This window comes from Stenotrophomonas sp. S39 (genome assembly GCF_016624665.1).
Lineage (GTDB): Bacteria > Pseudomonadota > Gammaproteobacteria > Xanthomonadales > Xanthomonadaceae > Stenotrophomonas.
This window is the reverse complement of the sequence record NZ_JACVTT010000031.1, coordinates 1-26,876: the sequence shown is the minus strand read 5'-3', so window position 1 is coordinate 26,876 and position 26,876 is coordinate 1. Positions and strand designations below refer to the sequence as shown.

Here is a 26,876-nt window from a genome sequence, read left to right as displayed (position 1 = left end):
GAATCGCCCTTTCGCGCCTGAGCGAACTTTCCAGACCTGAGATTAATCTTCGTGGGATCGCACCAATCCAGCGCAGTGAATACGCGGTCTGCCATCCTCGCAAATCCAGATAGACGACGCCCGATCCTCCATCCAATCACTCCAAAAATTGAGGCTCCGGCAATACAGGTGCCAGAAATAACTTCGAACTTACTATCGGATTTGACGTCCCAAACAAAGGCAGTTGCGAGAACAGCCGCCCCCCCCCCACCAAACAACTGAGATCGCCAAGGAAATCCAGAAGACACGCAGCCAGTGCGAGGTACTGCCTGCCGTAACATGAGGATAGGAAACGATCAGCCTCTCATCCTCGTCCAATACAGAGATCGCAAAGAACGTTCCGTCGGGCCATCGCTTGCCCACCACTCTAACGCTCTGCCCCTCCCTAAACGGCCAGTTCCACAGCAGCGCAGACACCGATAGATCTCCCAGCATGAACCTGACTCGTACCACTGGCTCCGCCCCCCCTTCGCTTGACATCACGGCCATGCCTGCTGATGGCCCGCTCAAGCCAAGCGCCGCTGCAACTACACCCACTGCGGCCATTTGCTCTCGATCGTCAGAACGGGACAGAACATCCTCGAACGCATGTTCAACGAAAAGTTTTGAGATCACACCAGCCTCTATATCCAGCGGAATTTTGCTTTCAGACCAACTGGTCGAGCATCTGCCGGTCATCGCCCCAACACTGATGTAGAGAATTCAATATCTGAAATAGGTATCACCCAGAGCGACATGATCACCTGCCTGTCGCTTCCTCTTGGTCAATCTACGAAGATTTATTCCCCTAGCCCCCTTCCACCCAAGCGTAGAAAAAACCGAATCCGCCAATTTAGCGTAACTGACAAATCTACGACCAACTCGATACCCAATCACACAAAAAACAAGAACGCCCACGAAATATGACTGAACCAACAGGTGAAATGGCGCATAAAATTTCCATGCATAGAAAGCTATTACCAACCCCCACCACGGAATTGAGATCACAAGCGAGTATTTAAGCACTGAAATCCAATGCGCCAACGTACCAGCACTAACATGCGGATAGGAAACAATGATCCTTCTATCTTCATCAAGAACTGAGATAGCAAAGAACCTTCCTTCGTCGTTCCGTGCACCGACAACTCGAACAACATCACCCTCGTTGAAAGGCCAGTTCCAGAGAAGCCCTTCCACATCCATTTCACCAAGTCTGAACTCAACTTTGGTAACTGGCTCTTCCATTTCCTCCACAGACATCATGGCCATGCCTGCTGCTGGCCCACTAAGGCCCAGCGCCGCTGCTAATGCACCGGTGGCCGCCATCCCCTCCCGATCACCTTCCCGCCAGAACACGTTCTTTACGCAATGCTGAACCCTCAGACCCACAATTTTTCCAACCTCAGTTTCAAGCGGGCCACTGCCAGTAGGATCTACCTGAATTTCAGTAATCATTGCACCCTCGCAGACACGGCACCGAGAGCCTTTTCAAACGCCAGCTGCTGCTCCCGAGCTGTTGAATAAGAACCTCCAACCTTCTTTTCAGCCCCTCTTCCTAAGGAGTTTTTCGCACACCATTTCTCCAGCTCATTTGGGCTGATCGCCCAGATCAGCGCCTCAATGGCCAACAGAATCAAAGCCACCTCCCAGCCACTCAACCGCAAGATCCACACGCCGACGCGTTTCATTGCCTGCGATGCGACTATCTGTCCGCCTTCTCTTCCTGCGGCAACTTCAAGTCCAGCATGCAGCCCCCTCAGACCTAAAGTTAGTCCATTTCTCCCAACAGTCCGTTCGATCACCGGGGAGGAATAAGCAAGCGCCGTCAGAAAATGAGCAGATCCGGCTGCTCCTGCCACGCCACCCTTGACCAAGAGCGCTGTGAAATGAGCGTAGTTGCCTTTCCTCACGGTCGCATTAGCCTCGTCCAGGGTGTAATACGCCCCAATAAAACTACCCGCCCCCGCAAGCACACTGCCGGCAGCCTTCATCCGAATGGCACTGACACTGCCCTCCCCAAAGAACTCCTTGGCTACGGTTTCATGCACACTGGTGTACACAGCCAAAAGCGACATGCCGGACGCCAATAACGTCGCATAGTCGCGCGTGTCCTTATCGACCTTGGTTGCCAGATGGATGAAGTTCACCATCTCCAGCACGCCCGTAAGGGAATTCAGACCGACGACATTACGGCTGCTCTCCGCCGCTGCCTGCCAACGCTTGCGCATCGCCAGCGCGCCGTGGTGCAGCTCCAGATCGCGGAGTGCGAACTGCATCGGCAGTGCACTCCCCTCCTTGCGATAGAACTGGATGCGCTCCAGGAAATAGCGCTTGCCCTGCTGGCCACTGCTCAGCTCTTCGGCCACCAGGCTGATCGCCTCATCGCGCTCCATCAATGCCCGCGTCAGGAGCACAACGCGGACCATGGCATTGCCGACAGTATCCTGGATGCCCTTCATCGGGAATCGATTCAGGAGGTACGCACCTGCGGTAGTGACGAAGCGATCAACGCCACTGTCGCGAAGGATGCGGGCACTGGCGGTGGAGGGCGCAGCCTCCTTCTGCGCCACCTCCAACTTGCGGTGAAGGGTCAAGAAAGACTTCAGATGTGCGGTGCCTGCGACAAATGCCGCCCAGCTTGCGCCGGCCACCTCAAGAATTGTGTCGGCCCCGACCTGCGCCGCCGAGAGTGTCTGCTCCAGCTCCTCGCGAGCCTCTTTCTGGTTCTTGGCAACCGCTCGCCAGAGCAGGGATCCTCTTCCGGTAACCTTTGTGTCGTTGGCCGATTCAGTCAAAAATGCACGACCGATCTCGTGCATGCCGAGCGCCGCGATGGCATCGGTGATTACTTCTTCGAACCACACGCCTTGCGCCGCAGACTGTCCGTCAAAGTCCTCAAGCGTCGCCAGAAACAGATCATGGCGGAGCCAGGCAACCAGCACAGCCATCTCTGGGCCCAACCGGTCGAGCACCATCTGCGCCATTGCATCCAGGTTCTTCTTGAACGCGGTAAAGCGAGGCTCATCAATCAGCGGCCAATACTTGTTCTTCCACGCTTCCTGCGCATCCTGCAGATAGAGCGGCAGAAACATGTCCTTGTATGCCTGCTCCCGCTTCCGTTTTTCCTCGTCAGGAATCTTCACTCTCGGGTCCCATGACGGAAGCGAGGGATTCCCGAGACGGAGCTGCCGTTCCTCCTCCCGCACGGTCTGCGCTGCATAGTTCCCAGCCATCACCGCGCCATTGAGTTCCAGCAGCCGCGAGATCTGTTCGATCTGGTCAACCGCTGAAACCTCCAGCTCGCGCTCACGCTTGAACTGGCCGATGCAGGCAGCGAGGTCATTGCAGTAGCCACTGAGCTCATGCACAGCCCCAACCGCATCCCATAGTCCCAGCAGCATGGGCGGGTACTCGTGGCGATCACTGCCGATTCGCCCGTTACTGCTGTGTTGCTGCAGCAGCTTGAAGCGGTGCTCGCGAGGGTCGATACCGCCGTTACGGGGGTAGTCCCGCCGTGACCATGGGTAACGCGTGCCATGCTTTCGCAGCCGTGCGACGTTGAGTGCGCCATCCAGCGTGGAAGCCGCCGGGAGCGCGCTGATGTAAGGGAGATCCGGCGGATCGCCCGAGGGATTGTCCAGCAACCGGTATTCCATGATGGAGGCCAGCCCAGCGGCGTCCTTCAACGGTGCTTGGTCGCCCTCCGCTCTCGCCGACCTGATCCATCTGGCAGGCTCGATCGACTGCATCCGCTCGGCGCGCAGGACCGGGTCGGACCCATAGCGGTCCAGCGTCGCGGGCGTCCATGGGTGCTGGGAGTAGGCGAGCCAGACCGTCCCGCACACATCGGGCCGCGGTATGGTGATGAACTCGGTGCGCATGTAATCGTGACCGCTGCGCCCACAGCTCGGCAGCCCTGCTCCGACGATAGGGCGGGCGCTCATTGCGGAAGGCTGCCGCCACAACGTACCGTTCTCGGCGATGGCGTAGCATTCCCAGTACTGAGGACCGTAAGGCCCCTTCTCGTAGTACAGGTACAACATGCCTTGGCGCATGGTCCTGAGGGCATGCGCAAGTCCCGCTGCACTCATGTCAGCGTCGGGCATATGTGAGGGTGATAGTCCGCCCAGGTCGACGTCACAACTGTCGGGTACCAAGGTATAGCGCACCGGCAGAATGGCGAGTCCGGTAGAGCAGCAGATGTCGCAGACCGCGCGGCTCTGCGACTCCGGCGGTGCGGCGGTAACAACAGGAAGGTCAGATACGGTTTGGCTGTCCTTGCCGCGAACTCCCCTGTTGCTGGTGCCGGTGTAGGAGCCGCTCACGTCGTTTCCTTCCTCACCATGCTGCGTCATGTGTGCAACCCTCCCTTGATCGCAGCTGCGTGTCCCGACGCTGCCGCGCGTATGTCCTGCCACTCTGCGTCTTCAATGCGCCATGCCAGTTCGTCGTACCGTTCGCCCTTCTCCACCTGCGCCAGCAGCCTCTGAACGGTGGGATGCCTGTGGAAGTGAGCGCCAAGCGAGATCGCATGCCTTGCAAACAGATCCAGCTCATGTCCATTGGCCACGCCACGACGGTGCGCTTCTTCGACACAGCGTTGTACGTGGGCGAAGGTGGAACGGTCGGGCAGGTCGCCGGTCTGCAGCGCTCCGATCCAAGCCTGGTTCAATGCGCCAATGCACTCCACCTCCGGCCAGGACACGGCCGGGTCACCGGGCAGCGCAGGCGCGACCATGTTGTTGATGGCCAAGTGTCCCCAGCGATCCAGGAACATCCACGTTGTGACGCCGGCAAAGCGATACGCCCGTTGCGAACGCGATGAGGTGTGCAGGAACAGGTCCGTCACCATCGGATCGTAGAAGCGCAGCCACCGCTTTCGACCCTGTGCGTGCGGGCAGTGAGCGACCGCTTGCGCGGCTAGCTGGTTGGCCAGTTGCCGGGTCAGCAGCGGCGTCCATAGCCACGCACACGCACGTTGTGGGCGTGCGGTCAGCAGTGACGCCAGGGAGCGCTGCTCCAACGCCATTGCCATCGCCTGGCCCGACAGCAGGGAATGCATGCCTCTGCTCAGGTCGAGCGGGATCAGGGACGGCCACATGGCAGCCGGTATCTGCCGAATGACGATCGGGACCGGTTGGACTCCAGCCGAGTCCAGCAGCGCGTCGAAGGCCTCGTCCCTCTCACATCGCTCTACCGCTGGCTGCATCAGCAGGTGGCATTGCCCCGGGCTGCTGCGGTCGATGCCAATCAGCTGTTCGCACAACGACTCAACCGACATCGGCGCATCCTTCGTGCCGGCACACTGCTGCGGTCAAGTGCGGTTCGCAGCCCTTGAACTGCCCAGCAGGTACGTCTGCCGCGTCCGAACTGGTTGCCGGCCCCACCCACTCCCGCTGGCTCGCCTTGAACTCCACCTTCCCCGGCGCGCCCAGCTCGATGTTGTCGCCCTCAATGCGGATGTAGGCCCCTGCCGCCGTCGCCAGCAGATGCTTGCTCGGCGCCGACAGCATCACGTCTGCTTCGGTGCTGGCAATGCGCACCTGGGTCTTGGCCGCCACGATCGCCTGGTTCTTGTGCGCGCGTGCGCTGACCTTGCCCTGCGCGGCGTGCAGTGCGATGCCGCGTTCCTGGTTCGGGCTCTCGCCGCTGGGCTGCACACCGGCGGTGTACAGCACCAGGCCGCCGGCAACCGCCAGCGTCAGCGAGCCCTGCGTCATCCAGTTCAGCGCCACGCCGCTGGCCAGGGTGGTGTGCGTGCCGCTCACCCAGACCTGGTCTGCCGGGGTCAGGCTCAGCACGCCGGCCACGCCACTGCCCAGCAGAATCGGGGCGCTCCAGCCGGGGGCTTCGCCATCGCCCCCGGTGATGCTGCCGGCCGTGCTGCCGCTGTGGGTCGCACGCAGGTGTTCCTGCAGCTCGCCCAGCGTGGTGTCCGCGGGCAGCTCGGCCGGGTCGCTCGGCAGCTGCGCCTGCTGGTTGGCCGCCGATTCGGCCAGCTGCTGCAGCAACTGCTGCCCTTCCTGCAGCTGGGCCAGCGCCTGCGGTGCGGCCATCTGCGGCGTGCCCTGCTCGGTGGTCAGCAGCAGGCCGCGGCCCGCGCGCAGTGCGCCTTGTGCCTGCGTGGCCAGTTCCACGCCAAAGCCACGCTCACCGTCGCGCACGTTGTCCTGGCCGCCCTTCAGGTGGCCCAGCGTCAGCGTGGTTTCGTGCTGGGTGGTGGACAGCTGGGCTCGGCCCTGCCCGGGCGTGTCGTCGAAGCGAAGCTGCTGGTAGCCGCCGGTGCCGCCCTGGCTGTCAGCCAGCGCCTGGCTCTTGAAGCCGGTATACACCGCCGCGTGGTCATTGCCCTCGAACCACGCCGCCGCGTTGCCGGTGGCGTTGCCGCCACCGCCGTTGATCTGGTTGTGCTGCGCATCCTGCTGGCCACGGCCGTTGTAGACCGCACCGACCACCACCGGGCGGTCGATGTCGCCTTCCAGGAACGCCACCAGCACTTCCTGCCCACGCCGTGGCAGCACCACGCCGCCCCAGTTGTCACCGGCCCACGGGGTCATCACCCGCACCCAGGTCCAGGCGCCGCCGTTGGCCGGGGCGTTGTCGTCGCCACCGGGGTGGGCCAAACCGTTGCTGGCGTTGCCGCCGCGCTGCCAGGGGAACTGTACCTTGATGCGGTGATCGCGGTCGGACAGCAGCGGGTCGCCATCGCTGACCACGATCGCGCTGAGCGTGCCGGTGATCGTCGGCCGCGGATGCAGGTGCGCGCCGTGGCCATCCTCGGTCTGCGGGCGATAGACCACCTCAGCCGGAATGGCCACGAAGCGGTTGTCGTAGAACGCGGTGGACACCTCGCCGGGGGCATCGCCATAGGCCAGCCCGGACAATGCGCCGGGCAGTGCCGGGGCCGCGACGCTGGCCGGGCCCAGAGTCTTCTCCAGCGCATCAAACACCTCGGCATCGAGGTTGTTGCGCGCCTGGTGCCGCACCGACAGGCACAGGAAACGAGCGTCCTCGCCCACCTGCGGGTGCTGCGACAGCCCGAATCGTGCGCCGGGCGCCAGCACGCGCCACTGGCCGGCACCGTCGATGGTCTGCGCGCGCACGCGCAGTGCATCCAGGTGCTGCTGTGCGCGGCGCTGGCCGCGGGCATTGTCCTGCCAGCCGTAAGGACCGCAGGTATCACGGTCGATGATGCCCAGGTCGTTGCCCTGCCCGGCCTCGGCACTGGCCTGGCGGCGCTCCAGGGTGCGGTAATCCCAGGTGGCGCGCTCGACCTTGCCCGGCCGCCAGCGGTTGGCGGTGGACCATTGCTGCACGCTGTCGCTGCGCTCACTCTCGTCGCGGCGGTGGAAACGCACCACGCCCAGCTCGGCGGTGTCGTGGCTGTGGTCGGCCAGCACCAGCGTGTGCGTGCCGAAGTCCGCGCCGCCGGGCTCGCCGGCATGCTCGAACCAGTAATAGATGCCTTCTTCGGCCAGCAGGCGCTGGATGAAGGCCAGGTCGCTTTCCTGGTACTGGGTGGTCAGGCTGCGCCGCGCGTACTGGCTGGCATCGCCCAGCGACCAGCGCCAGGCCGGCGCCAACGTGCCGTAATCGGCGAAGAGGTCTTCGACGATCTCGACCACGGTCTTGTCATGGAAGACGTAGCTGTCCACGCGCTGCGACAGGAAAGCCAGCCAGGGCTGCAGGCGCAGCCGGTAGCGCGCCAGGCCGCCGTTGCTGCCCAGCCGCTCGGCGGCGGTGATGCGTCCATGCAGCGGTCGCACGCTGCCGTCGGCCTGTTGCAGCTGCAGCAGCGCGCCCTGCCCGATCAGCGGTGCCAGCGCCAGGCTCGCATCCAGCGAGAGCGCCGTGATCGTCCACTGGAAGCCGATGCCGTCGATCTGCTCGACGCCATCGAGGGTTTCGGCCACCAGCACATCGGGGCCGCAGGTCGTATGCAGCCTGAGGAAACGATGCACATCGTGCGGCTTTGCCAGCGCCGAGCGCAGGGCAAGCCAGTGCAGACGAGAAGCGGAGCCATCCATGGAGCAACGCGCGCAGAGCCAATGAGCCATGAGCGTGTTGCGGGAAAGCGGCTCGTTGAAGAGGCAAATGCGACACGGGAGGCGTACCCCCCGCGAAACGCTGACACCATCAGGCCTTTGAGCGCTTTACAAAAAGTACGAAACACCCATGGCGGGCCCAGCAACCGGCGCGCAATCGCCCACGCCGGTCTGAAAACGACAGCGGGCGGATCGGGCCCTCGGTCAGTGCGCCATCCCGCGGGTAATCGCCGCAGCGCGATCCTTCAGCTGGGCCACCGCATCGGGAATCATCTCCATGCCCACATCCAGGCCCGGGTTCAGCACCAGGCCCACGCCCTCGCCGATACCGGCCAGCAGCGCGTGCACGGCAATCGGCATCGCATGGGCGAACTGCGGCAGCTGCTCGTGCCAGAGACCGGCGCGCTCGGGCGCGGTGAACACCGCGAACATCGGTTCGCCACCCTCGCTGGTCAGCACCAACGGCGAAATGGTCTCGTCCCAGGCGCCATCCTCACCGATGGCCTTGTCCAGCAGCACGAACACCGGCGCGGTCAGCAGGCCATCGAGGAACTGCGACGCGGTCAGCGTACCGTCCTGTGCCTGCAGCAGGCGGACCTCCAGGTCGTTGAGGGGTTCGAACGGCGTGTCGTGGTCCATGGTCGCTTCCGGTACGTGATTGCAGGCTGTCACTTTAGCAGGACGGGGCCTCAGGCCAGATAGCCCTGCCGCCACATCCACCCGGCCACCGCCAGGCCAGCCACCACCACCAGCATCACCGGCAGGCCGAAGCGGTGGCGGAACGGGATCGGCACCCCGCCCAGCTGCTGGTCCATGGTGTCGGTATCCAGCAGCCAGCCATGCCCGCAGCCAGTGCAGGCCAGTTCGTAGCGGCGCTGGTAGACGAAGCCGAACAGCAGATCGATGCGCGCCATGCGGTAGCGCAGCCGCGGGGCGAAGCCGGTTTCGGTCTGGCAGCGCAGGCAGTGATGGGCCTCGGTCGGGCCGACCACCACCACCCGTTCCTGCTGGCCGATCATCATCATCGGTCAGCCGTCCTTGCAGGCGGGCTGGGCCAGCAGCCAGGCCTGGGCGGCGGCCAGGGTTGCTGGTCCGGTGGCCGTGGTCTCGTCGGGCTGCAGCTTGGCACCGTCACCCTGTCCGTTGCGATCAGCCATCACATTGTGGGTCAACAGCAACGTGGTGCCATCCACCAGTGTCACGGGCCGATTGCCGGTGGAAAAGCCTGCGCTGGGTTGGCCGAAACTGCGGCTGCCCGCCTGCCCGCGGAATGCCAACGCGACGGCTTCACCTGAACTCGCGGTGCGTGCACCAATCAGCACCGCGACCGGAGCGCTACCTGCTCGCAGGCGATAAGCGGCCTGCCGCGAGCGCAGCCCCTGCGTGCCGTCCTGCCGCACTTCACCTTCCCCTTGCCGCCACCACTGCAGGCCATCGGCACTGCGGAAAGCACCGATCACTGCCCCCTGGGCATCCGGTGTTCCCTGCAGCAACGGCAACAACCCCAGCAGCATGGGCCACATGTTGCCGCCACCGTTGCTGCCTGCATCCACCACCCAGGCGCAGCGCGTGCCGTCATCCAGATCGACGATGCGCTGCTGCAGCGCCAGCGCGTAGGCCTTGCGCGCGTCATGACGCTCCTGCTCGCTGCGCTGCAGATCCTCCACGAACGGGCCGACCTTCAGCACGCCAATGCGGGCATTGACGGCCGGGGATTCTGCCAACGCAGCGCCCTGCCCGGCATTCAGGCGCTGGGCGCGGCCTGAGCGTTCGCGCTGCTGGCTGGGCGATATCCATCGGCCATGCCCACGGCTGCTGCGCGTGGCCGCTTCATCCAGCACGCGTCGTTGCTGTGCACGGTCATCGCCTGCGGCGGCCAGCCGCGCGCGCACATCGTTCCAGTCCACGCGATCGCGATACAGGGCCTGTGTTTCCAGCAGGTGCAGCATCTGTTCGAGTGCTTCGGGGGAAGGCAATTCCACGCTGTGAGCGGGATCCGCGAAGGCCGGGCCCATGCAGGCGATCAGGAGGGCGGCGCCGACGACGGCGCGCGCGGGGTAACGTGAGTTCATTGTTGAATCCTTGTCAGCGTATGGCGCACGCCGGCTGTGCCAGCAGCCAGGCCTGTGCAGCGGAAATGGTGGCGGTGTCGCTGCGGGTGCGCTGATCCGGCGTGATCTTCAGTCCATCGCCGCGGCCGTTGCGGTCCTGCATCACGCTGGTGGTCAGCACCAGCGAACTGCCGTCGACCAGAGTACGCACCACGTTGGCGGTGGACACGCCTGCAGTCGGCTCGCCGAAACTGCGTGTCTGCGGCCGACCGCGGAAGGCCAGCACCGTCGCTTCGCCGGCACTGGCTGTGAGCGGCCCGACAAGGACAGCCAGGGGCGCACCCCGCTGCTTCGCTTGATAGGCAGACTGGCCGAGGTCAACGATCACATCCGCACCAAGACGTACATCTGAAGGCGTGGAATGCCAGAGCATCGGCCCATCTGCTTCAGCGAACGCGCCCACGATCTCGTCGGCGACGGCGGTGCTCCTCAGCAGCGGCGCGACGCCCAGCAACATGGGCCACATGCTGCCACCGGTGTTTCCACGCAGATCCACGATCCACCCGCAGCGGGTGCCGTTGTCCTGCTCACGGATGGTCGCCTGCCAGCGCGCTGCGCGGTCCTGCATCTGCTGCTGCGCGGCCGGGCCAGGAACAACGGAGAATCCGCCGACGTCCACCCAGCCAATGCGCGGATCCAGGCGCGGTGCAGGGACAGGGGCGCCCACTGCGCCAGGCGCGGCAGTGCGGGCGGCGTTGACGCGACCGAGCCGCTTCCCTTCCGCCTGCATCCGCTCCGCGCTGATCCAGGCGCCATGCCCGCCCGAGCTGCGGCCGATGGCTTCCTTGAGCACGTCACGGATCTTCTCCGGGTTGCCCTGTGCGGCACTCAAGCGCGCTCGCATCTCTGGCCAGTCCACGCGATCGCGGTACAGCGCCTCGCGTTCCAGCATGTCCAGCAGTTCGATGCGCGCCTGTGCGGTGGGCAGTTCGATGGCTGCAGCGGGGGCGGCCAAGGCCATGGCGCAGAACAGTGCCACAGCCATGACGCGCAGATCGACGTGCATTCGACGTTCCTTCGTCGTGGGTTACAGAAACAGCATACGCGCCTGCGGCGGGTGTTGCGTGCCTGCCACCACCGCCGGGCACGGCCCGGCGCTACCAATCGGCGCGCAGGCCGATGTTGCCTTCGATGATGCGGCGCTTCTCGTTCCTGTCGCCGCCCAGTTCGCGCGTGTAGTCGGCCACGGCGTAGGCGCTGATCGTGCGGTTGAAGCGCGCGACCACACCGACACCGGCTTCCAGCGCGCGCGAGCGCTGCGAATTGATGATCGTGTCGCTGTCGAACTGGATGCGATCCTCGCCCGTGCGGCCGTGCCAGTAGTTCACCTTGAAGTACGGCTGCCAGCCGTTGTCGGCCAGCTGGTAATCGCCGGCCAGGCGCAGGCCGATGCGGCCGGTCCAGGCGTTGTCATTGTCGAAGCGCACGGCCGACACCAGGTCGCGCTGGTCATCCAGCGAACTGCGCTGCCAGATCACCTGCACCTGCGGCTCCAGCCACCACGACGACTGCCCGAACTGCAGCACGGGCTTGCCCGCTTCCAGCGACAGCGTGGTGCCGTCGCCCTTGACGTCGATGCCGAGCCCGCGCGAGGACCGCGTGCGGCCGTCGTAGCGGCTCTGCATGGCCACGGCGTCGAGGTAGCCCCCCTCGCTGCCCGTCAGGGTCCAGTACAGGCCCACGTGCTTGTCATCCAACCGGCTCTGCCCGACCTCCACGTTTTCCCAGCCCAGCGCCGTGCCGAGGGTCTTGCCCTGCGCGCGCGTGCGGCCGACGAACACGCCGATCTGGTTGCGATGGTGGTCGCCCGCGCCTGCCCACAGGTCCAGGCCGGCCTGCACGCCCATCAGGTCACCGTCGAAGCCCGGCTGGGCGTCGCCCTTCCACTGGATGTCGCTGCTCTGCCCCACCAGCCGCCCCCAGGCGGTGCGGAAGGTGCCATTGCTGTAGAGCAGGCGCTGTTCGCCCTGGCGCTCGTGGAAGGTACCGAGGCTGGCCAGCGAGGTCTCGCGCAGCAGCGGGGGCACGACCGCGTAGGCGGCGGTTTCCAGCCGGTACAGCGGCACCACGTCGCCCTGTGCCGGGCGCGCACCGGGGCTGGGCGGGATGGCGCCGGCGCCCGGCAGACTGCTGCCGGCCACCGGTACGTCGGGCACGGCCGGGTCGCTGGGCGGCGCTACAGGGGCGGGCTCGGGCGGCGGTGGCGGCGGTGCGGCTTCGCCCGCGGTCAGGTCCGGATCAACCGCGCCCTCCGGCGGCGGCGGAGGTGCGGGCGTGATCGGCGGCGGCGGAGCGACATCGGGCGTGGGCGGTGGTGGCACCGCATTGATGCCAATCCCATTGGGTGCCGGAACGGGACCAGCCACCAGCGTCGAACGCAGATACCAGTTCTCGCCCGTGCCCGCACTGACACCTCCCTTGAACAGGAAATACTCATAGGCGCCCGCCGCGACCGGCGCGAACAGCGAGAACGCATTGGCCGCCGTGGTCCCCCCATTGAGCGCCTGCACCACCAGGATGCCGTCGGCCAGCGTGGCTGCGCCGCCCCCGCCGGCATTGAGAATGCCGATGCCGGTGGTGCCGCTGGCACTGCCGCCGTCGATCACCAGGCGGTCGCTGGTCGATCCATCCCCCGCCAGCACCGTGCGCAGGTACAGGCCGCCGCCCTCGCCGCGGTAGTTGCCGCGGATGCTGAAGACATCACCGGCACCGCTGCCGGTCAGGTCGATGCGGCCGGCGTTGACCACATCCACCAGCGCGCCGGCTGCGAACGGCCGCAGTGCATGCGCGCCATTGCCTGCGTAGAGCGTGCTGGTGTCGTCCAGGGTAAGCGTACCGGTGCCAGTGCCGCTATCACCCAGCACCAGGTCACCATCGAAGGTCAGCTCGGTGCTGCTGGCCAGGCTGATCGCCTCCCAGTTCTGGAAGCGGGCCACGCCGGTGGTCTTGACGTTGTTGAAACTGAGCCGGTCAGTGCCGCTGCCGCCATCGAACAGCGGCACTGCGCCCAGGTTGGCCTGGTTGAGGTTGCTGAGCGTGGCCACGTCGTCGTCGGGCCCGCCATCGATGGCGCCGTAGACGATGCCGCCGCCGTTCCAGTTGAAGGTGTCGTTGCCGGTGCTGAGCAGTACCTGGCCGCGCACGGTGCCGTCGGTGATGGTCACGCTGTCGTTGCCACCACTGACGCTGATGTTGCCGCCGATGTAGGCGGTGCCGGAAATGATGATGGTGTCGGTGTCGAAGCCGGTGACGACGTTGCCGTCGACGGTGCCACCGGACTGGTCCCACAGGTTCTTGTCCAGCTTCATGTTGACCCGGCCGATGCGGCCACCGGTCATCCAGGCCTGGTCGCCATCCTCGAAGGCGCCGATGATGCGGCCGCCGCTCATGCGGAAGGTATCGATGTTGTCGCCCTGCTGCAGGGCGCCCAGCGTGCCGCCAGTCATGACGAAATCATCGCGGCCACTGCCCTGCGTCACCAGCCCGGTGACCGTGCCGCCACTGACGGTCATCTGGTCATCGCCACTGCCCTGGTCGACGCGGTCGACGATGCCGCCGCTGAGCAGCAGCACGTCGTTGCCGTCGCCCTGCAGCACGCCGCCGCTGATGCTGCCATCGAGCATCTCCAGGCGATCGTTGCCGGCACCGAACTGCACGCCGGCAAGGCCCGTGAGAGTGCCGCGGTTGACCAGCACGCTGTCACCGGCGCCGACGAACTGCAGCGCGGTGTTGTTGCCGGCGCTGATGCTGCCGAGGTTGTCGACGCGGCTGCCGCCGCCCAGTTGAACGGCAACGCCGCCTGCCGAACTGATCGCCCCCTGGTTGCCGAGCTGGTGGCCACCGGCACCGACCAGGGTGATGGCACTGCCGCCGCCGCTCTGCTGCAGCTGGGCGCCACTGGCGACGGTGACGGTGATACCGGATTCGCCGCTGGCGCTGACCGGCACGGTCTGCGGGTTGGGTGCAGCGGCACTGCAGGTGACGGTCTGCCCGGTGAGCGGAGCGACGCTGTCGCAGCCTGCCCAGGCGATGGGCACGGTGGCGGCCAGTGCGGCGGGAACGGCCAGGGCCTGCAGCAGGCAGCGGGTCAAGCGGCGCGGACGCGGTGCGGCAACGGACATACGGCACTCCTGGATCGGGAAGTCAGGAATTGCGGATATGGACACTGCGGGCGCCGCTGGGGCGCCATGAAGGGTTCAGGTGTGACGTTATGCCGGAAGCATCACAGTGCGAGTGTGAAATCGCGCGGGCATCACGTGGCGTGCATGTGCATGAAGGCGTTCAGGCCAATCCAAGGACAGGTGCCCTCAGATCTTCAGGTAGATGCGACGCCGGTCCAGCCACCACGCCACGCCCCACCACAGGGTGACGAACGCCAGCGCCTGCAGCATCGACGCCAGCGCCTGTGCCTCGGGCAGCGCGGTGGCCAGCTGCTGCCACACCCAGCCCCAGGCGCCGGTCGCCAACAGCAGCACCGACATCACCGAGGCGCCAAGGTAGGCCGTGATGGCATTCACGCCGAAGCGGCGGCCCAGCGCGGGCCAGCCGCGGCGGTCGATCAGCAGGTGCGCCAGCCACAGCGCCAGCGCGGCCAGGCCGCCGGTCCACAGCACATAGCTCGGCGTCCACAGCTGCTTGTTGAGCGGCAGTACGCTGGCCAGCAGCAGGCCCAGCACGGCCGTCGCCACGCCCAGGCCGGCCAGTGCGCCCGCACGCCCATGGCGCAGCAGGGCCCCGGCCAGCAGGCCCAGCACCGTGCTGGCCAGCGCGCCGAGGCTGCTCAGCAGGCCTTCCGGGTCGTGGCCGAGGCCGGTATCGGCCTGCCACTGGTAGATGAAGGGCGCGAACAGCGTGGTGTCCAGGCGGCTGGCGGGGTTGGTCCACGGTGCCAGATCGCCGATGCTCAGCAGCAGCACCGTATAGGCCACCAGCAGCGCCACCAGCAGCGCGGCCTGCACGCGTGGCCGCGCATACACCGCCACCACGCCGACCACCGCCGCACACAGCGCAATGCGCTGCAGGACGCCCCAGATGCGGAAGTGATGCGTGTGCAGCGCCCACCACACCAGCAGGTGCAGCAGCACGCCGGCGATGGCGATGCGCAGCGCGCGTTCGAGCACGCCCTTGGCCAGCGCTGGGCGTGCCAGGGGATCCTGTGCACGCGGTGCCACGCTGAAGGCCATCGACACGCCCACCAGGAACAGGAAGAACGGGAACACCAGGTCGGTGGGCGTGCAGCCATGCCATTCCGCGTGGCGCAGCGGCGCGAACACCGCACTCCAGTCACCGGGATTGTTGACCAGCAGCATCGCCGCCACGGTGAGCCCGCGCAGGGCGTCGATCGAGCCCAGCCGGCGTGGCGGCGCAGCGTTCATCAGGCCGCCTCGTACTGTCCGGCGATCCAGGTGCCACGCACCTGCAGGGCATCGTCCAGCAGCACCAGGTCGGCCTGGTAGCCTTCGGCAATATGGCCCAAGCGGTCATCCACGTTGAGGAACTGCGCCGGGTAGGTCGATGCCATGCGCGCGGCCTCGGCCAGCGGCTGGCCGAGCAGCTGCACGGTGTTGCGCACGGCGGTGGCCATGTCCAGCGCCGAGCCCGCCAGTGCGCCAGCGGCATTGCGCACGACACCGTCAATGGCGGTGATGGTCTCACCGTACAGCACGTAGCTGGGGTCATCGGCACCGACCGGCGGCATCGCGTCGGTCACCAGCAGCAGGCGGCCGCGCGGCTTGGCGGCCAGCGCCACGCGCAGGCTGGCCGGGTGCACGTGCACGCCATCGACGATGATGCCGATCCAGCTGTCGCGGTCTTCCAGTGCTGCACCGACGGCACCGGGCTCGCGCCCCTGCAGCGGCGACATCGCGTTGTACAGATGGGTGAAGCCGCGCACGCCGGCATCCAGGCCATCGCGGATTTCTTTGTACGTGCCTGCGGTATGCCCGGCCGCGACGATCACCCCGCGCTCGACCAGCGCGCGGATGGTCTCAAGTGGCACGCGTTCCGGCGCCAGGGTCAGCAGGGTCACGCCGTTGTCCAGCGAGGCGGCCAGGGCGATTTCCTCGGCATCGGGCACGCGGAACTTGCTGGCGTCATGGGTGCCCTTGCGCGCCGGGGCGATGTACGGGCCTTCAAGATGGATGCCGATCACGCCCGGTACCGCCTGTGCGATCGCCTCGCGCATCGCCGCGATCGCTTCGCGCATCACCGCCACGTCGTCGCTGATCAGCGTCGGCAGCATCGCCGTGGTGCCGAAGCGCCGGTGGGCCTGCGCGATGGTGCGCAGCGAGGCGACATCCGGGGTGTTGTTGAACAGCGCACCGCCACCGCCGTTGACCTGCACGTCGATGAAGCCCGGCAGCAGCCAGCCGCCGCCGAGGTCCACCTGCTCGTCGGCCTGGCCCAGCTGCGGGGCGGCATCGGGCAGCAGCGCGATGATGCGGCCGTCTTCGATCACCACCGCCAGGTCGTCGCGGAAATCATCGCCGGTGAGGATGCGGGCGTTGCGCAGGACCGTGGCCATCAGACCGTCTCCGTGACCTTGTTCAGGTGCGGCGGCAGGTCGGGATTGAAGCCACGGCGGATCGCCAGTGCGTTGATGGCGCGGTAGAAGCTCTGCACGGTCAGCAGCGGTGCGCACAGCGGGTGCGGCGCCACGGCCACCGGCAGGTCGCCCCCGGCGCCGGCCAGCCACACCTGGGCACCGCGCGCACTGAACTCCTCGACCACCGCGCGCGTACCTGCACCGGTTTCATCAGGCTGGGCGAAGGCCAGCACCGGGAAGCCGCGGCCGACCAGCGCCATCGGGCCGTGCTTGACCTCGGCCGAGCTGTAGGCCTCTGCATGCAGGCTGCAGGTTTCCTTGAACTTCAGCGCCGCTTCCTGCGCCGCACCGAGGCCGAGGCCACGGCCGAGCACGAACAGGTTGGTGGCATCGACCAGGCCATCGGAGACCGCGCTCCAGTCGCACTGCCACGCGGCACGCAGTGCATCGGGCAGCAGGTCCAGCGCGGCGCGCAGGCTGCTGTCCTGCTTCCAGTAGGCGGCCAGCTGCAGCAGCGCGGCCAGCGAGGCCAGGTAGCTCTTGGTCGCCGCCACGCTCTTCTCAGCACCGGCATGCAGCGGGATGACCGTGTCGGCCAGCTGCGCCAGCGGCGAATCCTCGACGTTGACCAGGGCAACCACGCGCGCGCCGGCGGCCTTTGCGGCCTCGGCATTGCGCAGCAGGTCCGGGCTCTTGCCCGACTGCGAGATGACGATGAACAACGCACCGCGCAGCTGCAGCGGTGCGGCGTAGACCGAACCCACCGACGGCGAGGCCGAGGCGACCACCAGGCCCAGCTGGGTTTCCAGCAGGTACTTGCCGTAGGTGGCGGCATGGTCGGAGCTGCCGCGCGCGCAGGTCACCACGAACGGCGGCGGTGCCGCGCGCAGGCTGGCGGCCAGCGTTTCCAGGGTGGCGTGGTTGCGGGCGAACTGGCGGGCAACCACGTCGGCCGCTTCAGCAGCCTCGGCGAACATCAGGGTGGCGGTGGGGTCGGACAGCGACATGGCGGACTCAGGCGGGATCGGAAGGAAGGGGGCGCACGCTGGCCGGGCGCATCGGTGCGGTGGAACCGCGCACCACCAGCTGCGGCACGAAGCCCTGGTTCTGCAGGGCGGCGGGGGCATCGTCGTAGGCATCGCTGCGCAGCTGCGCGATCAGCAGGCGCGCGGCATGGCGGGCGATGTCCTCGGTGGCCTGCTTGGCGGTGGTCAGCGGCGGCCACGACTGGCGCGAGAACGGGCTGTCCTCGAAGCCGGCGATGGACAGGTCGTAGGGCACGTTCATGCCCGCCGACTTGGCCGCCGCCAGCACGCCGGCAGCGATTTCATCGTTGGACCCGAAGATGGCGGTGGGCGGTTCGCGCAGCGCCAGCAGGCGGCGCGCCCCCCGGAAGCCATCGTCGAAGGTGTAGTCGCCCTGCACCACCAGGTGCTTGTCCACGGTCATGCCGTAGTCCTTCAGCGCGGCTTCGTAACCGGCATAGCGTTCACCCGAAGACCGGTGCGAGGAGCCACCCCAGAGGAAGCCGATGCGCTGGTGGCCGAGCTGGATCAGGTGCTCGGTGACTTCGTAGGCGGCCTCGCGGTCGTCGACGAACACGCAGGCGCCATCGGCCGGATCCTCGGTGGCGGCGATGATGCGCACCAGCTTGATGCCGCGCGCGGTCAACGTCTGGATCAGGTCGCGGCGCTCGGACATCGGCGCGGTCAGCACCAGCCCGGCCAGGCGCGAACGCTGCACCCAGTCGGCCAGTTCATCGGCCAGCATCGGCGAGCTCGAATCACACGGATGGATCTGCAGGCCGAAGCCGGTTTCGCGGCAGGCGGCGAGCACGCCGTTCTGCACGCCGATGATGTGGTACGGGTTGGGGTTGTCGTACACCAGCCCGATCACGAACGTGGTGCCGCTGCGCAGGTTGCGCGCCGACGGATCGGGTTCGTAGTCGAGTTCGGCGATGGCCCGCAGCACCCGCGCACGGGTGGCCTGCATCACCGACGGTTCGTTGTTGATGACCCGCGACACCGTCTTCAGCGAGACCTTGGCCTTTTCGGCAACGTCCTTGATGGTCGCTCTGCGCATCGGCTTTTCCTGGGGTTGGCTGCCGTCCATCATCGCCGATCAGACCTTGTCCTGCGGCAGGCCGGCGCGATGGCCGATCACCGAGTAGAACAGGATGTACAGGTAGCACGGCACCATCAGCAGGACGAACACCAGCTGGAAATCGATGTGCTGCTTGAGCACCGCAAACAGCTGCGGAATGATCGCGCCGCCGGCGATGCCCATCACCAGCAGGGCCGAGCCGGTTTCGGTGAAGCGACCCAGGCCGCGGATGGCCAGCGGGAAGATCGCCGGCCACATCATCGCGTTGGCAAAGCCCAGCAGCGCCACGAAGGCCACCGAGACATAGCCGTGGGTGGCCCAGGCGCCCAGGCAGAACAGCACGCCCAGCACCGCCGAAAGGGTCAGGTAGCGCGACTGCGAGACCACCCGCGGGATCAGCAGCAGGCCGACCACGTAGCCGATGAGCATGGCGAACAGGGTCAGCGAGGTGAACATCTTGGTCTGGTCCAGCGGCAGGTCGAAGCCGTGGCCATAGGTACCGATGGCATCGCCGGCCATCACTTCCACGCCGACGTAGACGAACAGGCACAGCACGCCCAGCCACAGGTGCGGGAACTGGAAGATGCTGCGGCGTTCGGCAGCACCCGCGGCCTTCGGCGTGGCATTGGCTTCGGACGGCTTGATTTCCGGCAGCGGCGAGAACAGCACCGCCACCGCCAGCACCACCAGCACACCGGCCATGGCCAGGTAGGGCGCGTGGATCTTGGCGGCGAATTCGTTGAGCAGCTGCGCCTTGGTGGCCTCGTCGGCAGTGGCGACGGTGGCCGACAGATCGCCGATGCCATGCAGTACCAGCGTGCCGATCAGCACCGGTGCCAGCATGCCGGCGATCTTGTTGCAGATGCCCATCAGCGCAATGCGGCGCGCGGCCGTTTCGATCGGGCCGAGGATGGAGATGTAGGGATTGATCGCGGTCTGCAGCAGGGCCAGGCCGCTGCCGATCACGAACAGGCCACCGAGTGCGCCCGGGTACCAGCGCTGCGTGGCGAATTCACCGAACAGCGCCGCGCCGCCGGCCATCACCAGCAGGCTCAGGCTGAGCCCCTTCTTCATGCCGGTGCGGCGCAGGATCCACGACGACGGCAAGGCCAGGAAGAAGTAGGACAGGTAGAACACCATCAGCACCAGGAAGGCACCGACTTCGCTGAGCTCGAAGGCCAGCTTGACGAAGGTGATCAACGGGCCGTTGAGCCAGGTGAAGAAGCCGATCAGGAAGAACAGCACGCCGACGATGGCGATGGAGGCGGCAACGTTCGGGCGCGCGCTTGCAGCAGTGACGGCGGACATCGGGTGGGCTCCTGCGGCGACCACCGCAGAAGGCGGGGTCGGAGAGTGGCTGGGAACAACGTTGTCACATTCTTTCGATGGACCACAGCGGTTTGTCAACTTGATTGCACAGGCCCGATGCGGCCGTGCTGCACTGCGCAAGGCGACACAACTGATCCGCGCTGAATGCGCTCTGGCCCTAGAGGCCCATGGCGCAACGGCTTTCGGGTTAACGCCAGGTCAAGACCATGTAAACGTTTACCGTGTCTCTCATTCGTTGCGGCGCAGCAACGAAAGTGTCACGAACTCGTTGACATCGTTGTCAGCGCAGTTACAGACTCCGCCCAATCGCCGGGCCTTTCGTGGGTCCGGCCCTCACCTGCAGCAGGAGCCCGCGTGACCGCCAGCCACCCCGCCCCGGCCCATGTCCTGTCCCGAGTCGCGCCCTCGTTCCTGGCTGCCGACGTCGGTGGCACCCATGTGCGCGTGGCCCGGGCCCAGGCCAGCGGAGACGAGGCACATCCGGTGCAGCTGCTGGAATACCGCAAGTACCGCAACGCCGACTACGCCGGCCTCAGCGCGATCCTCACCGACTTCCTCGGTGACAGCGCGCGGCCCAGCCAGTGCGTGGTGGCCACCGCCGGCTTCGCCCGCGAGGACGGTACGGTGATCACCGCCAACCTGCCGTGGCCGCTGTCGGCCCGCCAGGTGGAAGCGGACGTCGGGCTGCAGCACGTGCACATCGTCAACGACTTCGAAGCGGTGGCCTATGCCGCCGCGCAGGTGGATGCCAGCGGCGTGCTGCACCTGTGCGGCCCCGAAACCGCACCGCGCGGCCCGACCCTGGTGGTCGGCCCCGGCACCGGCCTGGGCGCCGCACTGTGGATCCCCACCCCGAACGGCCCGGTGGTCCTGCCCACCGAAGCCGGCCAGCCGACGCTGGCGGCCAGCACCGAACTGGAAATGGCGATCGTCCGCCACATGCAGCGCGACCGCGCGCACGTGTCGATCGAACACGCGCTGTCCGGCCCCGGCCTGATGAACCTGTACCGCGCCATCTGCGCGCTGCAGGGGCAGGCACCGGTACTGGCCAGCCCGGATGCGGTGACCGCCGCAGCGATGGCCGGCACCGATGCCCTGGCGCGCCAGGCGCTGGATGTGTTCTGCGGCCTGCTCGGCAGCACCATCGGTGACATGGCGCTGTTCTATGGCGCACAGGGCGGTGTCTACCTGGCCGGCGGCATCCTGCCGCAGATCCGCGAATACCTGCATGCCAGCACCTTCGTCGAACGCTACCTGCAGAAGGGGCCGATGGGCGAAGCGCTGGCACGCATCCCGGTGAAGGTGGTCGAGCACGGGCAGCTGGGCGTCATCGGCGCCGCCAGCTGGTTCCTGCTCCACGCCAACGCCTGAACCGCAGTACGCAGCAAGCAGTACGCAGCACCGCAGTACGCACGACGCACTGGAATCGCACCATCGCGCCCGGCAGCCCCTGCTGGCGCCAGGCATGACCTGCCATTCGTTCGCCGCCGACAACGCACATCAGTGATGAGGAGAGACATCATGAACACCCGCAAGACTCTGCTTTCGGCAGCCATCGTCGGCTGCCTCGCCTTCTCGGCGCACGCCCAGCAGGCCACCCCGCAGGACCTGGACACCGTGCAGGTGGTGGGCATCCGCGCCAGCCTGGAAAAGTCGCTGGACACCAAGCGCAACAACGTCGGTGTGTCCGAAGCGATCACCGCCGAGGACATCGGCAAGTTCCCCAGCACCAACGTTGCTGAAGCGCTGTCGCAGATCCCGGGCGTCACCCTGGACCGCCGCTTCGGCCAGGGCGAGCGCGTCAGCATCGACGGCACCGACCCCAGCCTCAACCTGTCCTTCCTCGACAACCACCCGGTGGCCCAGGCCATCTGGCTCTATGGCGAGCAGCCCAACCGCGGCTTCGACTACACGCTGCTGGCCCCGCAGATCCTGGGCCGCGCCGAGATCATCAAGTCGTCCGAAGCGCGACTGACCGAAGGCAGCCTCGGCGGCACCGTGCTGATGCACACCCGCCAGCCGCTGGACCTGAAGCAGAACGAAGTGGCCGCCTCGGTGGGCTACAGCTACAGCCAGCAGGCCAGCGAAGGCAAGCCGAACGCTGCCGTGCTGTACAGCTGGAAGAACAACGACGAAACCTTCGGCGTGGCCGTGTCGGCGCAGCATTACGAAGAAGCCGTCGACCGCCAGGGCAAGGAAGTGTTCGGCTACACCAAGGCCAGCACCTTCCCCAACGCCACCGGCGTGGCCGCCGACGTGGACGTGCCGAACTCGTTCAACGCCGCCTGGTTCCAGCAGGAACGCAAGCGTGACAGCGCCGTGGTCAACCTGCAGTTCAAGCCGACCGACGAGCTCGAGTTCAACCTGAGCGGCATGTACATCAAGGAAAAGTTCGACAACTACAACCAGTCGCTCTATTCCTTCCTGACCTGGAACCCGGGCACCGTCAACGCCGTCAACCAGCTCGGCGACGTGCGCAATGGCGTGGCCACCAGCGGCCATTCCAACCCCAGCGCCATCGCCAACAGCGGCACGCTGATCTATGACAACAACGTGCGCCTGTCCGAAGTGGTCACCAAGGGCGTGGACCTGCGCGGCGCCTGGAAGGGCGAAAGCTGGGGCGTGACCGGCCAGGCCGGCCAGAGCAAGTCCGACAACAAGAACCTGGCCCAGTACTTCATCGAGCCGTTCTACAACGGCGGCTACAGCTGGAACATGGACAAGGGCATCACCTTCGATGACCCGGCAGGCGCCCGCGACCCGGCCAACTGGGGCTCGGCCGGTGGCTGGTTCGGCAACAACGGCGTGTTCTCCACCGAGAGCAAGGACACCTACGCCCAGCTCGATTTCAACGTCCAGTTCGACAGCATCTTCAACCAGCTGCAGTTCGGCGTGCGCCACGGCAAGCACGATGAGGCCTTCACCCTCAACGTGTACGGCGGCGTCACCCCGGGCACGCTGGCCGACGTGGGCACCATCGGCCTGACCGACATCCAGGGCTTCACCAGCGACCAGGGCCACCACGTGCAGGCCGGCCGCAACAACGTGCTGAACTGGGTGCGCAACAGCCCGATCGACTACAGCAACCCCGATCCGGCCAGCTACCTCAACAACAGCTGGGCGCTGACCCAGACCAACAACGCGGCCTACGCGCAGTTGAACTTCTCCAACGGCCCGCTGCGCGGCAACCTGGGCGTGCGCTACGTCGATTCCAAGACCGAAGGCAGCGGCTTCGTCTACGGCGGCACGCCCACCCTGACCGACCTGGACAGCAAGTGGCAGACCCGCACGAAGAAGGAAGACTTCGTGCTGCCGTCGTTGAACGTGGCCTGGGACACCGACAACGACTGGGTGTTCCGCTTCGCCGCGGCCAAGGTGATCGCCTGGGCGCCGTACAACCAGATGGTCAACAACACCTTCCTCAACGACACCACCCTGACCGGTTCGGGCGGCAACGCCGATCTGTCGCCGTATGAGTCGTGGAACTTCAACGCTTCGGCCGAGTACTACTACGCGCCGCAGGCGGTGGTGGCCTGGTCGGTGTTCTACAAGAAGATCGACAACTACATCGATACCTCGGCCACGATCGAGCGCCAGTACAACTCGATCCGCGATACCTCGCCGGCCACCTGGGCGAACCTCGTCGGTACCAACGGCTGCACCGCCGACGGCTACTGCGACTACAGCATCCAGCGCCCGCGCAACGCCGGCAGCGGCCACGTCAAGGGCTTCAACATCAGCTTCCAGCAGCCCTTCGGCGAAAGCGGCTTCGGCCTGACCGCCAACTACACCTACGCCAATGGTGAGAACAACACCGGCGATCCGCTGCCCTACCAGTCGCGCAATGCCATTGCCTTCAGCCCGTACTACGAGAAGGGCCCGATCAATGCGCGCCTGACCTACAACTGGCGTGACAGCTACCTGGCCGGCGGTTACGTGGCCGGTGCCGCCCCGTCCAGCGTGGACGACTACGCGGAACTGGGTGCCAGCTTCGGCTACACCTTCAACGACAACTGGTCGCTGACGGTGGACGCACAGAACCTGCTGGACGAGACCTACTTCCAGTACCTGGGCGACAAGGAACACCTGGCTGGCAAGTACAAGAGTGGCCGCCGCTACATGGCCACCCTGCACTTCAAGTTCTAAGACTGCACCAGCTGCACATCGCGACGGGCCCGGATTTCCGGGCCCGTCGTACGATGGGAGACCGGAATCGCCGCCTGCGCGGCGGCCACGCGCGGCACAGCGAGCCGCCCACCACAGGAGTGAGACGATGCGACCCTTCCCCCTTGCCAGCATGCTGCTGGGCCTGGCGCTGCTTCCCGCCGCCGCCCAGGCTGCCGATCTGCCGGCACTGGATACCGGCCCCGGCCCGCAGCTGCGCGCCGGCAGCCTGATGCTGATCCCCGCGCCGGCCAACGTGCAGCGTGGCAGTGGTGCCGGCATCACCGTGGCCGCAGGCACGACCCTGCACGCCGACAGCGAAGCCGAGCAGCGCGTGGCAGCCCAGTTCGCCGACCTGCTGGCGCGCAGTGGCGGCCCGCGCCTGGCGCTGGCCAGCGGCAAGACCGCGGCAAAGGCCGGCGGCATCCGCTTCCAGATCATTCCCACCTTCCGCGACAGCGGCGAGGGCTACACGCTGGAGAGCACCGCTCAGGGCGTGCTGGTGCAGGCCGGCAACGAGACCGGCCTGTTCTACGGCGCCACCACCCTGGCCCAGTTGGCCACCGGCGGCAGCCAGGGCGTGCTGCCGGCCGTGCAGATCCAGGATGCGCCGCGTTTCAGCTGGCGCGGCTTCATGCTCGACTCGGCACGCCACTTCCAGAGCCTGGATGAAATCAAGCGCGTGCTCGATGCCATGGCCGCGCACAAGCTCAACACCTTCCATTGGCACCTGACCGATGACCAGGGCTGGCGCATGGAGATCAAGCGCTACCCGAAGCTGACCGAAGTGGGCAGCTGCCGCCTGCCGGCCGGCGATGGCGGCATCGATCCGGTGACGAAGCAGGAATACCCGTACTGCGGTTTCTACACGCAGGAGCAGATCCGTGAAGTGATCGCCTATGCTGCCGCGCTGCATATCCAGGTGATTCCGGAAATCGACGTGCCCGGCCACGCTACGGCGGCGATCGCGGCCTACCCGGAACTGGGCTCGATCAGCACCCCGCTGAAGCCGATCAGCGAATGGGGCGTGTTCCCGAACCTGTTCAATGTCGAGGACGGCACCGTCACCTTCCTGGAGAACGTGCTGGAAGAAGTGATCCAGCTGTTCCCGGCCAAGTACGTGCACGTGGGTGGCGACGAGGCGGTGAAGGACCAGTGGATCGCATCGAAGCAGGTGCAGCAGCGCATGCGCGAACTGGGCATCAAGGATGAGATGGCCATGCAGAGCCACATCATCAAGCGCCTGGAGACCTTCCTGGAGGAACACGACCGCCGGCTGATCGGCTGGGACGAGATCCTCGAAGGCGGCCTGCCGCCGCAGGCCACGGTGATGTCCTGGCGCGGCACCGAAGGCGGCCTGGCTGCAGCCAGCAGCGGCCATGACGTGGTGATGTCGCCGGTCAGCCACCTGTACCTGGATTACCTGCAGACCGGCTCGCCGAACGAGCCGCCGGGCCGCCCGGCGCAGGTCAACCTGGCCAAGCTGTACGCCTTCGAGCCGGTGCCGGCCGAGCTGGCCGCCGACAAGCGCGGGCACATCCTGGGCCTGCAGGCGAACATGTTCACCGAGCACACGCGCAGCTACGCACGCCTGCAGCACAACCTGTTCCCGCGCCTGGCCGCCGTGGCCGAAACCGGCTGGAGCACGCCGGAGCAGCGCGACTTCCGCGATTTCCTCGCCCGCCTGCCCGCGCAGCTGCAACGCTACCGCGCCTGGGGCCTGGCCTATGCGCAGACACCGTTCGAAGTGGGCGTGGCCCATACCGACGAGCGCGCCGCGAACACGGTGACCGTGTCGCTGGCCAACCCGCTGGGCTATGAAGTGCGCTACAGCACCAACGGCAGCCCGGTGACGGCGTCCTCGCCGCTGTACCAGCAGCCGCTGACCCAGCCGCTGCCGGCCACCGTGCAGGCGGCCGCGTTCTTCCAGGGCCAGCCGCTGGCCGCCGCACCGACGGTGGCCTCGTTCACCGCGCAGTCGCTGCTCAGCCGCCACAGCCAGGAACTGCGCAGCTGCGTGGGCGAAAAGGGCCTGGTGCTGCGCCTGGAAGACGACGGCCCGCGCGAAGGCGCACGCACGGTCTTCACCGTGGACATCTTCCAGCCGTGCTGGCGCTGGCCGTCGGCACAGCTGGACGGCATCGGCAGTGTTGAAGTCCGGGCCGGGCGCATTCCGTACTACTTCCAGCTGGCCCACGACGAGCCCGCGCGCAAGTTCGAGAAGGCCAGGAGCCGCAACGGCGAGATGCTGGTCCGTCGCGGTGACTGCACCGGCAAGGTCGTGGCCCAGGTACCGCTGCCGGCCAACACCGATGCCGATGGCTTTGTCACCCTGCGCGCGGCGCTGCCGAAGGGGATCTCGGGTCGCGACGATCTGTGCATCAACTTCACCGGCGATACGCGCCCGGCGATGTGGGTGCTGGATGAGATGACGCTGCAGAAATGACGCCATCCACGCATGGCGTGGATCTACTGGACGGCTTCACCCACGCATGGCGTGGATCTACTGTAGAGCCGAGCCCATGCTCGGCTGCATTTCACGGGAAAGCCGAGCATGGGCTC

The 26,876-nt window shown here is 66.4% G+C and carries 17 protein-coding genes; 3 read left to right on the top strand and 14 right to left on the bottom strand.

Going from position 1 to position 26,876, the window contains the following annotated elements; translation table 11 throughout:
* Window positions 1-741: 741 nt before the first annotated feature.
* From IAE41_RS10210 to IAE41_RS10145, 14 genes are all read right to left on the bottom strand, one after another.
* A complete protein-coding gene (locus tag IAE41_RS10210) occupies window positions 742-1,473 on the bottom strand; it encodes a putative type VI secretion system effector (RefSeq protein ID WP_200733041.1) in 732 nt (243 codons plus the stop codon).
* Window positions 1,470-4,373, bottom strand: a complete 2,904-nt coding sequence (locus IAE41_RS10205) for a T6SS effector BTH_I2691 family protein (protein ID WP_200733040.1) — start codon at window positions 4,371-4,373, stop codon at window positions 1,470-1,472. Before IAE41_RS10205 ends, IAE41_RS10210 begins: the two co-directional genes overlap by 4 nt.
* A complete protein-coding gene (locus tag IAE41_RS10200; RefSeq protein ID WP_200733039.1) occupies window positions 4,370-5,299 on the bottom strand; it encodes a DUF4123 domain-containing protein in 930 nt (309 codons plus the stop codon). Before IAE41_RS10200 ends, IAE41_RS10205 begins: the two co-directional genes overlap by 4 nt.
* Complete coding sequence (locus tag IAE41_RS10195) at window positions 5,289-8,045, bottom strand: type VI secretion system Vgr family protein (protein ID WP_200733038.1); 2,757 nt, start codon at window positions 8,043-8,045, stop codon at window positions 5,289-5,291. Before IAE41_RS10195 ends, IAE41_RS10200 begins: the two co-directional genes overlap by 11 nt.
* A 222-nt stretch (window positions 8,046-8,267) precedes the next feature.
* Window positions 8,268-8,702, bottom strand: coding sequence for an SseB family protein (locus IAE41_RS10190; protein WP_079223343.1), 435 nt, complete (start codon window positions 8,700-8,702; stop codon window positions 8,268-8,270).
* A 50-nt stretch (window positions 8,703-8,752) separates the two neighbouring features.
* Window positions 8,753-9,088, bottom strand: a complete 336-nt coding sequence (locus IAE41_RS10185) for a hypothetical protein (RefSeq protein ID WP_200733037.1) — start codon at window positions 9,086-9,088, stop codon at window positions 8,753-8,755.
* Window positions 9,089-9,091: 3 nt separating this feature from the next.
* Complete coding sequence (locus IAE41_RS10180) at window positions 9,092-10,135, bottom strand: S41 family peptidase (protein WP_200733036.1); 1,044 nt, start codon at window positions 10,133-10,135, stop codon at window positions 9,092-9,094.
* A 13-nt stretch (window positions 10,136-10,148) separates the two neighbouring features.
* A complete protein-coding gene (locus IAE41_RS10175; protein WP_200733035.1) occupies window positions 10,149-11,180 on the bottom strand; it encodes a S41 family peptidase in 1,032 nt (343 codons plus the stop codon).
* A 91-nt stretch (window positions 11,181-11,271) separates the two neighbouring features.
* Window positions 11,272-14,295 (bottom strand): autotransporter domain-containing protein, encoded by a 3,024-nt coding sequence (locus tag IAE41_RS10170; protein WP_200733034.1) that lies wholly within the window; start codon window positions 14,293-14,295, stop codon window positions 11,272-11,274.
* Between the two features lie 186 nt (window positions 14,296-14,481).
* Window positions 14,482-15,549, bottom strand: a complete 1,068-nt coding sequence (locus IAE41_RS10165; protein WP_200733033.1) for a DUF5009 domain-containing protein — start codon at window positions 15,547-15,549, stop codon at window positions 14,482-14,484.
* Window positions 15,549-16,697 carry an N-acetylglucosamine-6-phosphate deacetylase gene (gene nagA / locus IAE41_RS10160; RefSeq protein WP_200733032.1) on the bottom strand — a complete coding sequence of 383 codons (1,149 nt, stop codon included), beginning with the start codon at window positions 16,695-16,697 and terminating at the stop codon, window positions 15,549-15,551. Before nagA ends, IAE41_RS10165 begins: the two co-directional genes overlap by 1 nt.
* Window positions 16,697-17,725: an SIS domain-containing protein gene (locus tag IAE41_RS10155; RefSeq protein ID WP_108747373.1), complete on the bottom strand. Its 1,029-nt coding sequence runs from the start codon at window positions 17,723-17,725 to the stop codon at window positions 16,697-16,699. The genes nagA and IAE41_RS10155 overlap by 1 nt, the downstream gene beginning before the upstream one ends.
* Before the next feature lie 7 nt (window positions 17,726-17,732).
* On the bottom strand, window positions 17,733-18,800 hold the full coding sequence (locus IAE41_RS10150; RefSeq protein ID WP_079223351.1) for a LacI family DNA-binding transcriptional regulator: 1,068 nt from the start codon (window positions 18,798-18,800) through the stop codon (window positions 17,733-17,735).
* A 39-nt stretch (window positions 18,801-18,839) separates the two neighbouring features.
* Window positions 18,840-20,129 carry a sugar MFS transporter gene (locus tag IAE41_RS10145; RefSeq protein ID WP_200733031.1) on the bottom strand — a complete coding sequence of 430 codons (1,290 nt, stop codon included), beginning with the start codon at window positions 20,127-20,129 and terminating at the stop codon, window positions 18,840-18,842.
* 375 nt (window positions 20,130-20,504) lie between these two features.
* Between IAE41_RS10145 and IAE41_RS10140 the strand changes: the two genes are divergently transcribed.
* The 3 genes from IAE41_RS10140 to IAE41_RS10130 all read left to right on the top strand — a co-directional run bounded on the left by IAE41_RS10140 (window position 20,505) and on the right by IAE41_RS10130 (window position 26,760).
* Window positions 20,505-21,521 (top strand): glucokinase family protein, encoded by a 1,017-nt coding sequence (locus IAE41_RS10140; protein ID WP_079223355.1) that lies wholly within the window; start codon window positions 20,505-20,507, stop codon window positions 21,519-21,521.
* A 150-nt stretch (window positions 21,522-21,671) separates the two neighbouring features.
* On the top strand, window positions 21,672-24,296 hold the full coding sequence (locus tag IAE41_RS10135; RefSeq protein ID WP_200733030.1) for a TonB-dependent receptor: 2,625 nt from the start codon (window positions 21,672-21,674) through the stop codon (window positions 24,294-24,296).
* A gap of 127 nt (window positions 24,297-24,423) precedes the next feature.
* Window positions 24,424-26,760 (top strand): family 20 glycosylhydrolase, encoded by a 2,337-nt coding sequence (locus IAE41_RS10130; RefSeq protein WP_200733029.1) that lies wholly within the window; start codon window positions 24,424-24,426, stop codon window positions 26,758-26,760.
* The last annotated feature ends 116 nt before the right edge of the window (window positions 26,761-26,876 follow it).